A 16,692-nucleotide genomic window follows, 5' to 3' on the forward strand; every position below is an offset into this window, starting at 1 on the left:
TATTTCTATAAAAAGATTCCTAATGATTTTACTTGAAATTATCATTATCATCGCCTTATAATTATCATTCAGTAATTTAGGTCCTATATTTAAAAAGAGTTCTTATGAGACTTTTTGTGTACACTCAAAAAGCTCTATAATTTCTACTATTAGGAGTCATTAGCGATGGAGTTTTTTTCTTTTTGATATATTTTTCAAGTTTTTTACGAATAAGAAAGAAAATATATCAATTAAGGAGAATAGCGTGAAGGAAAAGATTCTAGCCTATGTCAAAGATAATCGTCTGTTTGTGAGTGTCATCGCTGTACTGATGGTGATTTTTTGCTTCTTTTTATGGATGACTTGTGGTGCCGGCAGCAGCATGGAGGCGGAGACGTCTTATACAGATGTGACAGCTTTGTCAACGTCTTCATCCAAACAAAGTTCACAGTCTCTTTCTGAGGCGTCTTCCCAGTCAAAGACCGAAGGAAGTGAAAAAGTTAAGTCAAAAGTAACGGTAGATGTTAAGGGGGCTGTGGTCAATCCAGGTGTCTATACGCTAAAGGCAGGCGCTAGGGTGACAGATGTCATTCAAGAAGCTGGAGGAATGACAGAAGATGCAGACGCTAAGAGTGTTAACTTAGCCGCAAGCTTGTCAGATGAAGAGGTTATTTATGTAGCCAATAAAGATGAAAATGTTTCTGTCCTTGATCAAACAGGTACTGGTCAGGTCTCTGATAAAGGAGGGCAGGCTGTATCTAAGGATGGCAAAATTAACTTAAATACAGCAACCTCAGAGCAGTTGCAAACCATTTCTGGAATTGGAGCTAAGCGGACAGAGGATATCATTGCCTATCGTGAAAGTCATGGCGGCTTTCAGTCCGTAGATGACTTGAAAAATGTCTCAGGAATTGGTGATAAAACATTAGATAAAATCAGAGAGTCCCTCTATGTGGCTTAAAAAAGCTCCAATCAATCTTTTTTCCCTAGCGCTTTTAATAGTTGCTCTTTATTTTACTATTTTTGTATCTAATTTCTATGCTATTGGGACTTTTGTCTTTCTGATGATATGTTTTTTGAGGCATCATTGGAAGAATAGAGCAGCTCTAAAGTTGGTGGGACTTATAGGTGGTTTCTTTTTGGTCTACTTTTTATTTTTATACCATATAGCTATCATGCAAGATAAACAAACTCCTGCTGAAATTCATCAGGTGACACTGGTTGCAGATACGCTCTCAGTTAATGGTGAGCGATTATCAGCAATCGGGAAGTCAAATGGACAAACCTATCAGGTCTTTTACCGGCTAAAATCTGATAGGGAGCAGCATTTTTTTAAGACTACTAGTCAAACGCTTGTTTTAAAAGGGAAAATAAAGTTGTCCTCGGCAACTGGTCAACGTAATTTTCAAGGATTTGATTATCAGTCTTATCTAGCTAGTCAGGGCATTTATAGGATTGCTCAGATTGAGCGCCTGGAACATGTCGTAACCCCAAAATCGATATCTCCAATAGCTTTTTTTCATCAATTGAGGAGGAAGACTCTAGTTCATATTCAGACGCATTTTCCTAATCCGATGAGACACTACATGACAGGACTGCTCTTTGGGTATTTGGACAAGGAGTTTGATGAGCAGAGTCAACTCTACACTAGCTTGGGGATTATTCATCTTTTTGCGCTATCGGGTATGCAGGTTGGATTTTTTCTTGGCTGGTTTCGCTATGGACTTCTCCGTTTGGGGCTTCCCAAAAATTATATCCTTGCTATCTTATTACCTTTTTCGATTTTCTATGGCTTAATGACTGGTTGGACGGCTTCGGTCTTACGTTCTTTGATTCAAAGCCTCTTGGCTGAGTGTGGTATTAAAAAACTGAACAATATGGGCATAACGCTACTTCTATTTTTTCTAGTCTTGCCTCATTTTCTTTTAACGGTAGGAGGTGTTTTAAGTTGTTCTTATGCCTTCTTGTTGTGTTTATTTAATTTTGAGGAGATGTCGTCCTTTAAAAAGTCAATTTATATGAGTTTAGTATTGAGTCTTGGGACTTTGCCTTTTTTGACCTACTATTATGGAACTTTTCAACCATTGAGTTTGATTCTGACGGCAATCTTCTCTCTAGTTTTTGATAGCTTTCTCTTACCTGTCTTAACAGTACTTTTTACACTTTCAGGAATGGTAATTTTTTCTCAATTTAACACACTTTTTGAATGGATGGAGTTCTTTTTGACTTGGGTACAATCTTGGGGAGTCCAGACATTGATTTTAGGAAAACCTAGCTTGTTTCAGTTTGTCTCAATGATATTTGTATTGGTTTTGCTCTTTGATTTTTGGAAAAAGCCTCAGTTTAGAATATCCTTCTTGATGATTTTTAGTCTTTTGATGGTCTGGGTCAAACATCCTTTAATAAATGAAGTAACGGTGGTCGACGTTGGTCAAGGAGATAGTATTTTTTTAAGGAGTATGAAAGGTGAAACGGTCCTAATAGATGTAGGTGGCAAGGTGACTTTCGGCTCTAAGGAAAAATGGCAAGAGGGGAGCCAGACGAGTAATGCGGAGAAAACCTTAATTCCCTATCTACAGGCAAGGGGAGTGTCTCAAATTGACTATCTGGTTCTGACTCATACGGATACAGACCATATTGGTGATTTGGAGGTAGTGGCTAAACGGTTTAAGATTAAGAAAATTTGTGTCAGTGAGGGGGCTTTGACTAAGCCTAGTTTTGCCAAACGTATTCGATTTCTTAAATGTCCCGTTCGCACTTTAAAGGCTGGTGATAAGCTGCCTATGATGGGAAGTAACCTACAGGTTCTTTATCCCAATAAAATTGGTGATGGTGGTAACAATGATTCACTTGTTCTCTATGGAAAGTTATTGGGAACCAGTTTTCTATTTACTGGTGATTTGGAAAAAGAAGGAGAAGAGGAATTGATGGCTAGCTATCCAAATTTAAAAGTAAGGGTCCTCAAAGCAGGACATCACGGTTCTAAAGGCTCTTCATCAGAAGCTTTTTTGGATCAGCTAAAGCCATCACTTGCTCTTGTCTCAGCAGGTGAAAATAATCGTTATAAGCATCCAAATGATGAAACATTAGAGCGTTTCAAAGAACGTCACATTAAGGTTTTACGCACAGACCAGGATGGTGCCATTCGGTTTAAGGGATGGTTCCAACTATCAAGTGAAACTGTCCGATAATTGTTTGGATTCTTAATTTGTCATGCACCTCAATCTATGGTAGAATGTAAAGGTTAATATTCAAGTATAAGAAAGATTGAGCAGTATGCGTAAAATTATCATCAATGGTGGTAAGAAACTTCAAGGAGAAGTTACAGTATCAGGAGCTAAAAATTCAGTTGTTGCATTGATTCCAGCCATCATTTTATCTGATGGAGTGGTTACTCTTGACGGGGTACCAGCAATCAGCGACGTCGATAATCTAATTGAGATTATTGAAGTAATGGGTGGTTCTGTTAAGCGTGATGGCGAAACACTTGAAATCGACCCTCGAGGCGTTAAAGATATGCCAATGCCATTTAGTAAGATTAACAGCCTTCGTGCTTCATATTATTTCTATGGTAGTTTGCTTGGGCGTTATGGTCAAGCTATAGTAGGTTTGCCTGGTGGATGTGATTTAGGACCGCGTCCTATTGACCTTCACCTTAAGGCCTTTGAAGCTATGGGTGCTAGCATTTTCTATGAAGATGAAGCTATGCGTATTGCTACGGATGCCGGCCAACGTATCAAGGGTGCTCACATCTATATGGATACGGTTAGTGTGGGGGCGACTATCAATACCATGTTGGCAGCGGCTAAGGCTGACGGTCGTACTGTTATTGAAAATGCGGCTCGTGAACCTGAGATTATTGATGTGGCAACGCTTCTCAACAATATGGGTGCGCGTGTACGTGGCGCTGGTACAGAAGTCATCACGATTGAGGGTGTAGAGAGCCTACATGGTACTCGCCATCAAGTTATTCCAGACCGTATTGAAGCAGGCTCATACATTGCCATGGCGGCAGCTATCGGTAAGGGAATTAAAATTAAAAATGTTCTCTATGAACACCTTGAAAGTTTTATTTGTAAGCTTGAAGCAATGGGTGTTCGCATGACCGTTGAAGAGGATGCAATCTTTGTGGAAGAACAGGGTGATTTAAAACCTGTTGACATTAAGACATCACCTTATCCAGGTTTTGCGACGGATTTACAACAACCAATGACACCATTGTTGTTGAAAGCAAGTGGCCGAGGAAAAATCATTGATACGATCTATGAGAAGCGTGTAAATCACGTTCCTGAACTGGCTCGTATGGGTGCTGATATTCAAGTACTTGGTGGTCAGATTGTTTATAATGGTCCAACGCAACTTTCTGGTGCACCTGTGAAAGCTAGTGATTTGCGTGCGGGTGCTGCACTCGTTACTGCAGGACTTATGGCAGATGGTCAGACTGAAATAACAAACATTGAATTTATCCTTCGGGGGTATTCAAATATCATTGAGAAACTTTCTGATCTTGGTGCGGATATTCGTTTGATTGAAGATTAAGTCTAAGGTTTAACCGCTAGTGGTTGAGCCTTTTTCCATTTCTAAAACTGTGTTATAATACTATCATGGATATTTGGACTAGTCTGGGTGCTTTTGCCTTCTTTGAGTCGGAGCGCCTTTCTTTTAGACCACTCGTCTTTTTAGATCGTTTTGACTTACATGAGATTGTGTCAAATCCAGAGAATTTACAATTTTTCTTTCCTGCTACGCAAACTCAGTATGAAACAGATTGCCTCTTGGTACATTATTTCATGAAGGAGCCTTTGGGTGTTTGGGCAATTGTAGATCGAGAGTCTAATAAGTTGATTGGGATTGTTCGCTTTGAAAAGATAGATGTCCAGAAAAGGACTGCAGAGCTCGGTTATTTTTTGAATGCTTTATACTGGGGTAGAGGTATAATGACTGAGACAGTTACTTGTTTGTCAGATTTGGCATTGACAGCTATGGGAATGGAACGCATTATCCTTATTGCTCATTTGGAAAATAAGGCATCGATTCGTGTGGCAGAAAAGTCTGGCTTTAAACTGGTGTCTCGTTTCAAAGGAGCAGACCGATACACCCGTACCATGCGAGATTATCTCCGCTTTGAGAAGGAGAAGAACTGTGAGTAAACATCAAGAAATTATGGATTATCTAGAGGCTTTGCCCATCGGTAAACGAGTTAGTGTGCGTAGTATTTCTAACCACTTGCAGGTTTCTGATGGAACTGCTTATCGAGCCATTAAAGAAGCTGAAAATCGAGGGCTAGTTGAAACGCGTCCTCGAAGTGGAACAGTTCGAATTGAAAAGAAAGTTCAAGTACGGCTTGACAAACTGACCTTTGCGGAGATTGCAGAGATTACAGAGTCTGAGGTGATTTCGGGTCATGAAGGTTTAGAACGTGTCTTCAGTAAGTTCTACATTGGGGCCATGACTATTGAGAATATCACCCGTTATCTAACAAAAGGCGACCTTCTCATTGTTGGAGACAGGGAAGATATCCAGTTATTAGCCTTAGAATACAATAATGCTATTCTGGTAACTGGAGGCTTTCGGGTTTCTGATAGGGTTAAAGAGCTTTCTCGTTTGAAGCAGTTTCCAGTCATGGTCACTACTTACGACACATTTACTGTGGCGACTATGATTAATCAGGCACTTTCGAATGTTCGTATTAAAACAGAAATTAAAACAGTTGCTCAAGTCTATACTAGACGAGAAGAATACAACTATATGACTCCAGAAATGACAGTCAAAGATTTTCAAAATTTGGTTAAACGGACTAACCTTGTTCGTTTTCCTATTGTGTCTGAGGATGATAGGGTTATTGGGATTGTGACCATGCGTGATGTGGCTAATCAGCTTCCTACCACTATGGCTAAGGCTATTATGACAAAACCGACAGTAACTCGTTTGGAGGCTAGCCTTGCGTCTGTGGCACAAAAGATGATTTTTGAAGACTATGACATGATTCCTGTTGTGGATGACGAAAAACATTATTTAGGGACTATCACTCGTCGTCAGGTTTTAGAGGAACTTCAAGATAATAACCGTGGTGATCTCCATACATTTAGCGATCAAATGATAGCTAACCTTAATCGTGAAAAGAATGCCTTTAGTTTTGAGGTAGAACCGACCATGATTGATAATTCTGGGAACCTTACACAGGGTGTTCTTGTAGAAATGGTTAAAGAGGTTGTTTACCGAACGATGGAGAAACAAGAACAAAATAGTCTGGTGTTTGAAGAGATGATGTTTTACTTTCTGCAGGCGGCTCAAATTGATGATAAGGTGAAGATTACACCCAGTATCATTGCGGAAACCAGACGCAGAGCTCATTTAGACCTTATGGTTACTCATGGCAATCATGCGGTTTGTAAGTCAGTAGTAGTGGTCAAGAAAACTTAATAAGCCATTTAAAATTAAAGAAATAAAGAAAACGGAGAAAATAATGATTACACTGAAATCAGCACGTGAAATTGAAGCGATGGATAGAGCGGGAGATTTTCTTGCAAGTATCCACATTGGCCTACGTGATCTCTTGAAACCAGGAGTGGATATGTGGGAAGTAGAAGAGTATGTTCGTCGTCGTTGTAAAGAAGAAAATGTTCTGCCACTTCAGATTGGGGTTGAAGGAAGCATCATGGACTATCCTTATGCGACATGTTGTAGTCTTAATGATGAAGTAGCACACGCTTTTCCACGTCATTATATTTTGAAAGATGGAGACCTCTTGAAAGTTGATATGGTCTTGTCAGAACCTATTGATAAGTCAGTGCTTGATGTATCAAAATTGGACTTTGATAATGTTGCCCAGGTAAAAAAATATACAGAATCATATGCTGGTGGTTTGGCTGACTCATGTTGGGCATATGCGATTGGAACGCCTTCTGATGAGGTTAAAAACCTTATGGAAGTAACCCGTGAAGCCATGTATCTTGGTATTGAACAAGCGTTAGTTGGTAATCGTATCGGTGATATCGGTGCAGCTATCCAAGAATACGCTGAAAGTCGAGGCTATGGTGTCGTACGTGATTTGGTCGGACACGGAGTTGGACCAACAATGCATGAAGAACCAATGGTTCCTAACTATGGCGTGGCTGGACGTGGTCTTCGCCTTAAAGAAGGAATGGTCTTGACCATCGAGCCAATGATTAACACAGGAACTTGGGAAATCGATACAGACCTTGAAACTGGTTGGGCTCATAAGACACTTGACGGTGGCCTTTCATGCCAATATGAGCACCAATTTGTAATTACTAAAGATGGTCCAGTAATTTTGACTTCTCAAGGGGAAGAAAGAACTTATTAATATGAAACGACAAGGCATAATGGCCCGTCTCCTAGATAAGCTTCAATGGCGCCCTTTTCAGGTTTATCTTAGCCATTATCGTAGTGCTGAGATAGATATTTCTAGCATTGCTGTGGCTTATTATTTGATTTTGACGGTCTTTCCGCTCATTGTCATTGCTGCCAATGTCTTTCCCTATCTGAATATTGATACGACTGATCTCTTGAAGTTTATGAATGAGCATCTTCCTAAGCATTTTTATGCACCTGCAGCTAATGTTGTTCAGGATATCTTCTCCACACCTTCTGGACGGTTGTTGGGAGTGGCCTCTTTGACGGGATTTTGGACCATGATTAAGTCCTTATCTTCGCTTCAAAAAGCGATTGACAAGGTATATGGTGCTTCAGAACACCGTGATGTCTTTATCAGTCATATCATTGGTGGACTCTTGAGTTTGGTTATCTTGTTTTTGTTAACCTTTGCGCTCATGTTATCTACAATTATTCAGTCGGTCCTTCGGGTAATCAATCAGACCTATCCTATTGGGTCTAACCTAACTCAACTGATTTTGAATAGTATTCAGCCCTTGAGTGTTGCAGTTGTCTTCCTGGGAATGATGGTACTTTATTTCATTCTTCCGAATGTAAAGATTCGAAAAATCCGCTACATCATGCCAGGGACTATCTTTACGACTTTGGTGATTGGGTATCTGAGCAATTTGTTTGGAACTTACGTGATTCATACCTTGAGTAGATTGATTGATATCAAGCTGTTCGGATCGATTATGATTTTCATCTTCATCTTCATGCTTTGGTTCATCTTCCTAGCTAGAATATTGATTTTTGGTGCCGTCTTTAATGCGACCTATCAGGAACTTAAACAAGGTGAACTACACAGTAGGAGGGGTGACGTACTTACCATAATTCAGAGTTTTTCTGGAGACGGTAGTAACAGCAAAAAAACAAAAAATGATAGGGATAAGTCATAGAGCATAAAGAGAGCTTGGCTAAGCCCAGGCTCTTTTGATGGATTAGTTGGTCCTTGTTAGTAGAAAAACATCTCATTTATGGAGGAAAAGATGAAAAACAAAACTGTTCGTGATTTAACACATATTGCGATTGTGGCGGCACTTTACGTGGTCTTGACCATTGTGCCACCTTTCAACTTGATTTCGTATGGTCCTTACCAGTTCCGTATTGCGGAAATGTTCAATCTTTTAGGATTTTATAATCGCAAGTATATCATTGCTGTTACTTTGGGATGTGTGATTGCTAATTTCTTTAGTTTTAACATGATTGATGTGGTTGTTGGCAGTCTCTCAACGCTAGTTTTTGTTGGTTCAGGTGTTTATTTCTTTGACCGCTTTAAGAATCAAGATATTTTGGGTGGTCTCTTTGATAAGGCTCATGTTTATTTTGCCTTTTATTTCTCATTCTTCATGGTGACCATCGCTGCAGAGTTGTCCTTAGTTGCTCAAGCGCCATTTTGGGCTACTTGGTTCACTGTCGCTTTAGGAGAACTGGCATCACTTTTAGTTGGTGCGGTCCTTATCAAGAAATTAGCCAAAGTAATCGATTTTGTTTCTTAAATTAACGTCTGTAAAGGCGTTTTTTTCTGCTTTTATGTTAAAATGTTCCTATGGAAAAACGAATGAAAGAGCTGGTTGACAAACTTAACCAGTATGCAAAAGAGTATTATACCGAGGATAATCCATCGGTGTCAGATGCCGAGTATGATAAGCTCTATCGTGAGTTAGTAACTTTAGAGGCTGAACACCCAGAACTTGTTCAGGCGGATAGCCCTACGCACCGTGTGGGTGGCCTGGTTCTTGATGGTTTTGAGAAATACCAACATGAGTATCCGCTTTATAGTTTGCAGGATGCTTTTTCACGAGAAGAGCTAGATGCCTTCGATAAGAGGATCAAGTCCGAATTTCCTAACGCTGACTATATGGCCGAGCTCAAAATTGATGGCCTTTCAATTTCTCTAACCTATGTGGATGGTATTCTTCAAGTAGGTGCAACGCGAGGTGATGGTTCTGTTGGTGAAAATATCACTGAAAATGTTAAGCGAATCTCGGATATTCCTCTGAAGTTGGATCAACCGCTTAATATCACCGTTCGGGGTGAGTGTTATTTGCCACGAGCTGAGTTTGAACGCATCAACACCCAGCGCCAGGAGAATGGTGAGGCCGAATTTGCCAATCCACGTAATGCTGCAGCAGGAACTCTTCGTCAATTAGATACGAAAGTAGTTGCTGAGCGTCGTTTGGCCACCTTCTTTTATCAAGAAGCTGGTCCCACTGAGCGCCTGACACAAAATGATGTCTTGAATGAAGTGGCAGAACTTGGCTTCTCCGTTAATCCACGCCGTATTGTGACATCATCGATGGATGAGATTTGGGACTTTATTCAAGCTGTTGGGCAAGATCGTGATCACTTGGCTTATGATATTGATGGAGTTGTTATCAAGGTCAATAGTTTGGCCATGCAGGAAGAACTTGGCTTTACCGTTAAGGCACCACGTTGGGCCATTGCCTATAAATTCCCAGCTGAGGAAAAGGAAGCAAAACTTCTCTCGGTTGATTGGCAGGTGGGTCGTACAGGTGTAGTAACGCCGACGGCTAATTTGACCCCAGTACAATTGGCCGGGACAACAGTTAGCCGAGCTACCCTACACAATGTAGATTATATTACGGAGAAAGACATTCGTATTGGTGATACCGTTATTGTTTATAAGGCTGGTGATATTATCCCTGCTGTTCTTCGTGTGGTAGAAAGTAAGCGTACAACACAAGAAGCGATGCCAGTTCCGAGTCAATGTCCATCTTGTGGTAGTGGTCTCTTACATTTTGAAGATGAAGTAGCCCTACGTTGTATCAATCCATCTTGTCCTGCTCAGATTAAGGAAGGTCTTATTCATTTTGCTTCTCGTGATGCCATGAACATCTCAGGTATGGGACCTTCAGTGGTTGAAAAACTCTTTAAAGCTGAATTGGTTAAAGAGGTGGCTGATATCTATGGTTTAAATAGTCAGGATTTCCTCCAATTAGAAGGTTTCAAGGAAAAATCAGCTGAAAAACTATATGCAGCTATTCAAGCATCAAAAGAAAATTCTGCAGAGAAACTGCTCTATGGTTTGGGAATTCGCCATGTTGGTGCCAAAGTTAGTAAGCAATTGCTAGAATCTTTTGGAACTATCAAGGAGTTGGCAAGTGCAGATGTCCAAGCTATTGCTGCTGTAGATGGTTTGGGAGAGGTTATCGCCAAGTCAATCCAGCGTTATTTTGCCAAGGAGGAGGCTCAAGTTCTTCTGAAAGAACTGGAATCCTATGGTGTTAATTTATCCTATCTTGGTCAAAAAGTAGCAGATGATGCCATTCTATCTGGTAAGACTGTTGTTTTGACAGGGAAATTGGAGCATCTTAAACGTAGTGAAGCGAAGGCAAAACTAGAGGCCCTGGGTGCTAAGGTGACGGGTTCAGTCTCTAAGAAAACAGATTTAGTGGTTGCTGGTAGTGATGCCGGAAGTAAGTTGGAAAAAGCACAAAGCCTAGGAATTGAAGTAAAAGATGAGGCTTGGTTGCTGGATTTATAGGAGTTCAATATGAAACAAAAACGTGCCCGCTTAATTTATAATCCAACATCTGGACAAGAAATTATGAAGAAAAATGTTGCTGAGGTCTTGGATATCCTGGAAGGTGCTGGTTTTGAGACATCTGCTTTTCAAACAACCCCGGATGAGAACTCAGCCAAAAATGAGGCCACTCGTGCAGCAGAAGCAGGCTTTGATTTGGTTATTGCGGCTGGTGGTGATGGAACAATTAATGAGGTTGTTTCTGGGATCGCCCCTCTTGATAAACGTCCTCAAATGGCTGTTATTCCCACAGGGACAACAAATGACTTTGCACGCGCCTTGAAGATTCCAAGGGGAAATCCTGTTGAAGCAGCCAAGGTTATTGCTAAAAATCAAACCCTTCAGATGGATATTGGTCGTGCCTATGATGATAAATACTTCATCAATATTGCGGCTGCAGGGTCATTTACGGAACTAACCTACAGTGTTCCTAGTCGACTTAAGACAGTCCTTGGTTATTTGGCCTATCTTGTTAAGGGAGCCGAATTACTTCCTCAAGTTAAGAAAGTTCCGGTCCGCATTACGCACGATCAAGGTGTCTTTGAAGGCGACCTTTCTATGATTTTCGTTGCCTTGACCAATTCAGTTGGTGGTTTTGAAATGATTGCTCCAGATGCTAAATTGGATGATGGTCAATTTACCCTAATTATGGTTAAAACGGCCAACCTCTTTGAATTGGTTGACCTTATTCGTCAGGTTCTTCAAGGTGGCAAGCACATCTACGATAAGAGAGTTGCTTATATCAAAACAAGTTCGCTAGATATCGAGCCTTTAGGTGAAGATCGTATGATGATCAATCTGGATGGGGAATACGGTGGCGATGCCCCAATTCACCTCCAAAATCTTAAGAATCACATTGAATTCTATGCTAATATTGATGAGATTTCTGATGATGCTATCACGCTTCCCGATACAGACAAATTGGCTCTCGAAGCTATTGTACAAAAATTCAGTACAGAAGCTGAAAAAATCGAAAATGATTAATATTAATCTTTTAAGCAACCTAGGTCAGATTGCTTCAGATTGAAGACAAAGTCCTTAGAAGTTATACTTTTGGGGACTTTTATTGATTTGAAGGAGTATAATAAAAGAAAAAGGTATTTGATGTTGGTAGGTTTCACAAGGAAGTCTTTGCTTATAATGCTCAGGTAGGTTGTTATAAACACGGTTGGGCCTTGGATTTTACAGTTGAAGCAGATAACATCCATGATAGTCAGTTCTTTCCTGCTCTTTTAGCCAAGTTAGAGCCCTTCTCACCTGAATTCATTATTGCGGATTCAGGCTACAAAACACCTAGTGTTGCTAAGTTTCTTTTAGAAAATTGGATTATACCGGTATTCCCTTACACTAGGCCAAGAGATAGGAGAGACTTTCTACGTCTTAAAGACTTTGTCTATAACGAGTATTCTGACTGCTATCTTTGTCTAGAGAACCAGGTATTAACTTATCGTACAACGACACGTGAAGGTTATAGAGAATATAAAAGCAATTCCAAAATTTGTAAGATCTATCTCTTGTTAGCGATTTGTACTGAAAGTCGCCAGAACCAAAAAGTTGTTGTGCGTCATATTTGGAAAGACGCCCTAGAAGTCTGCGAAGATATTCGTCATCAAAATGAGATGAAGGAGCGGTATCAACACCGTAAAGAAACGATAGGATGATTATTCGGAACATCTAAAGAATATCACAACTTGCGTTATACCAGAGAAAAAGGAAAGTCCAAAATGGAAGATAAGGTTGGGCTTACTTTGGCATGTTTAAATATCAAAAAATTGGTAAAAATGATGGTAGGAAAGACCTGGTATTTTATCTAAATACCCCAATATTATTCGATTATGGAAGAATTTAGTGTGAATATAAAAAGAGACAAACATCGTTTTTGATGTTTGTCTTTATTCTGACATCTCTGCAATTGCAGAGATGTTTTTGATTGTCAGTCTTTGTATCCGCGTTTAGCTAGCTCGTGTACAAGTACAGCTCCCAAGATTGCAGGAACTAATTGCCCTAAGATAAGGTTAATAACGAGAGCGACATAAGGAAGTTTAAGTAGGGCACTAAGCCATATTGGTACTACTAAGGATGGAACGAGTAGGATTGGGAGTACGATAAACCAGCTAGATAGCTTAATTTTACGGATGAGGTAGATGCTACCAGTTGCTAAAAAGCTGGCACAGAAACCACCGACAACATCAATCAATCCCAGGCCACCAAAAGAGTTAGCAATAGCATTTGCGAGACTGAGTGGGACAACCAAAAATGGAAAGATATAGGTTAATCCATATAAAGCCGTGGCCAGACGCATCTGAACAGCACCAAAGGAAATAGCTTGAGAAATAAAGAGAATGGCGATATATAGGGCCATGATAATAGCTGAGAGAACAAGCTTTTGTGTAGGGTTAAGTTTATTTTTCATCATTTCTCCTTAGTTGGGTAAAGTAAAAGAGTAGCGGTTCTACTCTTTTTAGGGGGTTAGGTCTAGAGTTATTTTATAAGTCAATCTCTAAGACAATAGGTGTGTGGTCTTGGCGATCACCAGAGTCAATCATGTTTGATTTTATGACCTTATCGGCAATACGATTTGAAGTCAACCAGTAGTCAATTCTCCAGCCTGTATTATTAATTTTAGATGTTTTGCTACGTTGGGCCCACCATGTATAGGCACCTGTAACATCACCATTGAGGTGACGGTAAGTATCTATAAAACCTTTATTGAGGAGATTAGTGAATCCAGCACGTTCTTCATCTGTAAAGCCTGGTGAACGACGATTACTTGAAGGGTTGGCCAAGTCGATTTCCTTGTGGGCAACGTTGTAATCACCAGTAGCAAGGACTGGTTTCTGAGCGTCCAATTCAGCTAGGTAATCCGCATATTTTTCATCCCAGATTTGACGTTCGAGTAGACGTTTGAGCCCGTCACCAGCATTTGGTGTGTAGACCTGTGTCACAAAGAAGGTGTCAAATTCGAGAGTTATGATGCGTCCTTCACAATCCATGGTTGAAGGTGCTCCGATTTCAGGATAAGTGATGACTGGTGTCAATTCTTTTTTATACAAGAACATGGTTCCAGCATAACCTTTACGGGCAGGTTCAACAGATGAACGCCAAGTAATGACATAGTCAGGGAAGTAGTCTTCTAAGATTTGCAAATGCTTTTTAGTTGGCCCTTTAGCAGATAATTTTGTCTCTTGAATAGCAATGATATCCGCATTTTCAGTGACCAAAGTATCGATAACGGCGCGTGATAATTGAGCACGCGTAGAGTCACCGGTAAGAGCAGCATTTAGGGAATCAATATTCCAAGAAATTAATTTCATATGTACAGTTTCCTTCTTTGAATTGTTTTTTTCTATTGTAGCAGAAAATAGGATGTCAGACGAGTTATGGGATTGATAATTGAAGATAGGAGGACTATACTTAACCTAGATGGAGGTGACAATCAATGAAAAAAATAAATATGCATTTATGATTTGTTTTTGGTTTTCTTCTTTGTACAAATCATTCTTAGTGTTATGATTTGGTGGTTACAGGGGCTAGTGCTTCCTCTTGTCGTTTTTCCAGGGATGAGTTTCTTCTTCCTGATTTATCCAAGGTATCTCTTACACTACAACCTTAATCAGTCTCCTACTGATCATGGGTTTCCTGATTTCCTTCTTTTGACTGAATCTGTCTGCTCTTATAAGTCTTTAATCCCCCTGCTAAGAGTAAGTTCAGGGACGTAAGCCAAAAACTGATGAACTACAACTGGCTTATTAGTTTAGCCTTATTGAAGTCTCGAAACATTATAAGTATATCTATACACTCTTAGAATACCTCGTAGCAATCGTAGTAGCCATTAGTCTGACTCTTGAACTATAAAGAGACTAAGTCATCTTTCACAGTGGCTAGCTTGATATTCGCATCAACAGAGGATACTATCACTTCATCTAGTGAAAATAATAAGCCAAACGAATCTAGCAGTGCAAGTATTGATACACCTGATTCTAATCATGCCAAGGAAGCCTAGACTGAAAATCTGAGTTGGTCCAATGACAGGGCTAGTCAATCTGCTAGTTTGATTGTTTCTTGGGGAAAGTAGATGAATAAGTCTAGATACAAAGAAATTACAATGAATCCTCTTCTTTGCCTATCCGTTGGATGTAGGACAATGGTCTGTCTTTGGATGCAACCTATGGCTACAACTGGTAATAATAGCAATTCTGAGTATACCATTATTTCGGTTTATGAGAGATGGGGAAATGCTTCTGTTCACCACTGTTTCTTTACGACTAAAAAAAGACGAAACGCCCATTGTTCTTTACTCACCAACTACTAATAGTAGCGCGTGTATTATGTCAAAAAAACAGAAAACGCAGACCTTAAATCAGGGGATGCAGATATTGTAAACAATTAAAAACTAGAAATTTAGCTGGATTTCTAGTTTTTAATTTGAAGATAAGTCAAGCTGTAATCAGTTCTTTTACAGTCATTCGTTCTTATGTTACCTTCTTGGCTAACATGGTCGCAAATTGAAGGGCGATTGGATTGCCATGCTCATCTAAACGGTGAAGGTGACCAAGATTTTCATTGTACTTGATTAATTCCCAGTCACTATAGTAGTTTTTCAACTCGCCTTCTTCAAAAGTAAATGGGAAAGGCATGGTACAAGGGTGTTCTTCTGTATCCATAGCACAAACAATTAGGTTGTAACCACCAATGGCTGTACGCTCTTGCATATTTTGGATAATAGCTGGAATTTGATTAGGATCTAGGAACATGAAGACCACTGTTGAGAGGATGAAGTCAAAGGTTTCAGACTCAGGAAGAGCAGAAACATTGATATCGTAGTAGCCAGCTCTAACATTGTAACTTTCTTCATCAGCAATCATTTGGATACGTTGTGTGGCTTCATTGTTAATATCAACGGCAGTAACTTCGTGTCCAAGTGATGCTAAATAAAGAGCGTTACGACCATGGCCACAGCCTAAATCAAGGGTACGACCAGGTTTAATATGTCCAGACTGGACGGCTTCAAGAACCTCAGAGTGGGCTTTAGTATCATACTTTTTAGCCATGTAGTCCTCTGGCTTGCAGTAGAAGGAAAGATAGCATTCTAAATTATCTGAAGCAGCAGCGATTCGATGCCAAGATTGTGGTTCGACAAAAGGAATTTCTGTTTCAGGCGTGAAGAGGTGCTCTGCAGTAATCTCTCCCTGTTCATCTAATTCATAAAAGTGAAGAGTTCCTGATAGAATAGTCAGTTTAGCCCAGGTTCCAACCTTAGTGTTATGTTTTTGAGTCACCATTTCTGGGAGTGTTGTGGCTGTCCAGTTTGGAAGGCGTTTGTAGCAAACAAGTTGCTGATCTATTATCATATATTGAGTTCCTTTTGATAGGTATGGCTCTATTATAGCAAAAGTATGGAAAAAGAAAAAAGGCCTAGTCAAACTTGAACTGCACCCCAAAAGTTAGATAGAGAAAGTCTAACTTTTGGGGTGTTTTTATTATGAAATTGATTTATGAAGATAAAGTTCAAATATATGAACTGAGAAAGCTTCTAAAGTGACAGTTAATGGCTTAGAAGTCGAGTATGCTGAAGCAAAGGTGGCTTATGAAAAAAATCATAATAGTACTACAAAGAAATAGTCCTATAAGGAAGTTAGAGCTTGTCTCTAGTTTTTTGTAGAAAATTTAAATCTGTCAAGTTTTTTTCTTGACACATAAAAATGATATGGTATACTAGTTAAGGTAAAGAGGCAGTAAGTGCCTCCACCATAATAAAAAAACTAAAGAAA

14 protein-coding genes and 1 pseudogene are annotated in these 16,692 nt (G+C 39.8%); 12 read left to right on the forward strand and 3 right to left on the reverse strand.

Annotated elements, in window-relative coordinates; genetic code table 11:
• Positions 1-244 precede the first annotated feature (244 nt).
• The 11 genes and pseudogenes from MHH90_RS02375 to MHH90_RS02425 form a co-directional block, all read left to right on the forward strand.
• Positions 245-940 (forward strand): helix-hairpin-helix domain-containing protein, encoded by a 696-nt coding sequence (locus MHH90_RS02375; RefSeq protein ID WP_014621862.1) that lies wholly within the window; start codon positions 245-247, stop codon positions 938-940.
• Positions 930-3,170 carry a DNA internalization-related competence protein ComEC/Rec2 gene (locus tag MHH90_RS02380; protein ID WP_340725763.1) on the forward strand — a complete coding sequence of 747 codons (2,241 nt, stop codon included), beginning with the start codon at positions 930-932 and terminating at the stop codon, positions 3,168-3,170. The genes MHH90_RS02375 and MHH90_RS02380 overlap by 11 nt, the downstream gene beginning before the upstream one ends.
• 85 nt (positions 3,171-3,255) lie before the next feature.
• Positions 3,256-4,518 carry a UDP-N-acetylglucosamine 1-carboxyvinyltransferase gene (locus tag MHH90_RS02385; protein ID WP_014608612.1) on the forward strand — a complete coding sequence of 421 codons (1,263 nt, stop codon included), beginning with the start codon at positions 3,256-3,258 and terminating at the stop codon, positions 4,516-4,518.
• 65 nt (positions 4,519-4,583) lie between these two features.
• Positions 4,584-5,129, forward strand: a complete 546-nt coding sequence (locus tag MHH90_RS02390) for a GNAT family N-acetyltransferase (RefSeq protein WP_014608611.1) — start codon at positions 4,584-4,586, stop codon at positions 5,127-5,129.
• Positions 5,122-6,402 (forward strand): CBS-HotDog domain-containing transcription factor SpxR, encoded by a 1,281-nt coding sequence (gene spxR / locus MHH90_RS02395; protein ID WP_014608610.1) that lies wholly within the window; start codon positions 5,122-5,124, stop codon positions 6,400-6,402. Before MHH90_RS02390 ends, spxR begins: the two co-directional genes overlap by 8 nt.
• A 43-nt stretch (positions 6,403-6,445) precedes the next feature.
• Positions 6,446-7,306, forward strand: coding sequence for a methionyl aminopeptidase (locus MHH90_RS02400; RefSeq protein ID WP_011226395.1), 861 nt, complete (start codon positions 6,446-6,448; stop codon positions 7,304-7,306).
• 1 nt (position 7,307) lies between these two features.
• Positions 7,308-8,273, forward strand: a complete 966-nt coding sequence (locus tag MHH90_RS02405) for a YihY/virulence factor BrkB family protein (protein WP_002946154.1) — start codon at positions 7,308-7,310, stop codon at positions 8,271-8,273.
• 90 nt (positions 8,274-8,363) lie between these two features.
• Complete coding sequence (locus tag MHH90_RS02410) at positions 8,364-8,873, forward strand: QueT transporter family protein (protein ID WP_014608608.1); 510 nt, start codon at positions 8,364-8,366, stop codon at positions 8,871-8,873.
• A gap of 50 nt (positions 8,874-8,923) precedes the next feature.
• Positions 8,924-10,882 (forward strand): NAD-dependent DNA ligase LigA, encoded by a 1,959-nt coding sequence (gene ligA / locus MHH90_RS02415; RefSeq protein ID WP_024703971.1) that lies wholly within the window; start codon positions 8,924-8,926, stop codon positions 10,880-10,882.
• Positions 10,883-10,891: 9 nt separating this feature from the next.
• The gene (locus MHH90_RS02420; RefSeq protein WP_004196827.1) at positions 10,892-11,905 is read left to right on the forward strand and encodes a diacylglycerol kinase; all 1,014 of its coding nucleotides are present in this window, start codon (positions 10,892-10,894) and stop codon (positions 11,903-11,905) included.
• 134 nt (positions 11,906-12,039) lie between these two features.
• Positions 12,040-12,877, forward strand: a pseudogene (locus MHH90_RS02425) (transposase); the annotation flags it as partial.
• Here the strand turns inward: MHH90_RS02425 and MHH90_RS02430 are convergent.
• Positions 12,855-13,334 carry a QueT transporter family protein gene (locus tag MHH90_RS02430; RefSeq protein WP_002944734.1) on the reverse strand — a complete coding sequence of 160 codons (480 nt, stop codon included), beginning with the start codon at positions 13,332-13,334 and terminating at the stop codon, positions 12,855-12,857. The pseudogene MHH90_RS02425 and the gene MHH90_RS02430 sit on opposite strands and share 23 nt — an antisense overlap.
• 73 nt (positions 13,335-13,407) lie before the next feature.
• Entirely contained in the window at positions 13,408-14,235 is an 828-nt protein-coding gene (locus MHH90_RS02435; protein ID WP_011681485.1) for an exodeoxyribonuclease III, read from the reverse strand.
• A gap of 530 nt (positions 14,236-14,765) precedes the next feature.
• Between MHH90_RS02435 and MHH90_RS02440 the strand changes: the two genes are divergently transcribed.
• Positions 14,766-14,924, forward strand: coding sequence for a hypothetical protein (locus MHH90_RS02440; RefSeq protein WP_014727655.1), 159 nt, complete (start codon positions 14,766-14,768; stop codon positions 14,922-14,924).
• Between the two features lie 469 nt (positions 14,925-15,393).
• Here the strand turns inward: MHH90_RS02440 and tehB are convergent, their stop codons facing one another.
• Positions 15,394-16,272 carry an SAM-dependent methyltransferase TehB gene (gene tehB / locus MHH90_RS02445; RefSeq protein ID WP_002951563.1) on the reverse strand — a complete coding sequence of 293 codons (879 nt, stop codon included), beginning with the start codon at positions 16,270-16,272 and terminating at the stop codon, positions 15,394-15,396.
• Positions 16,273-16,692: the final 420 nt, after the last annotated feature.

The sequence above is a fragment of the Streptococcus sp. FSL E2-3488 genome (assembly GCF_038003585.1).
Classification (GTDB): Bacteria; Bacillota; Bacilli; order Lactobacillales; family Streptococcaceae; genus Streptococcus; species Streptococcus thermophilus.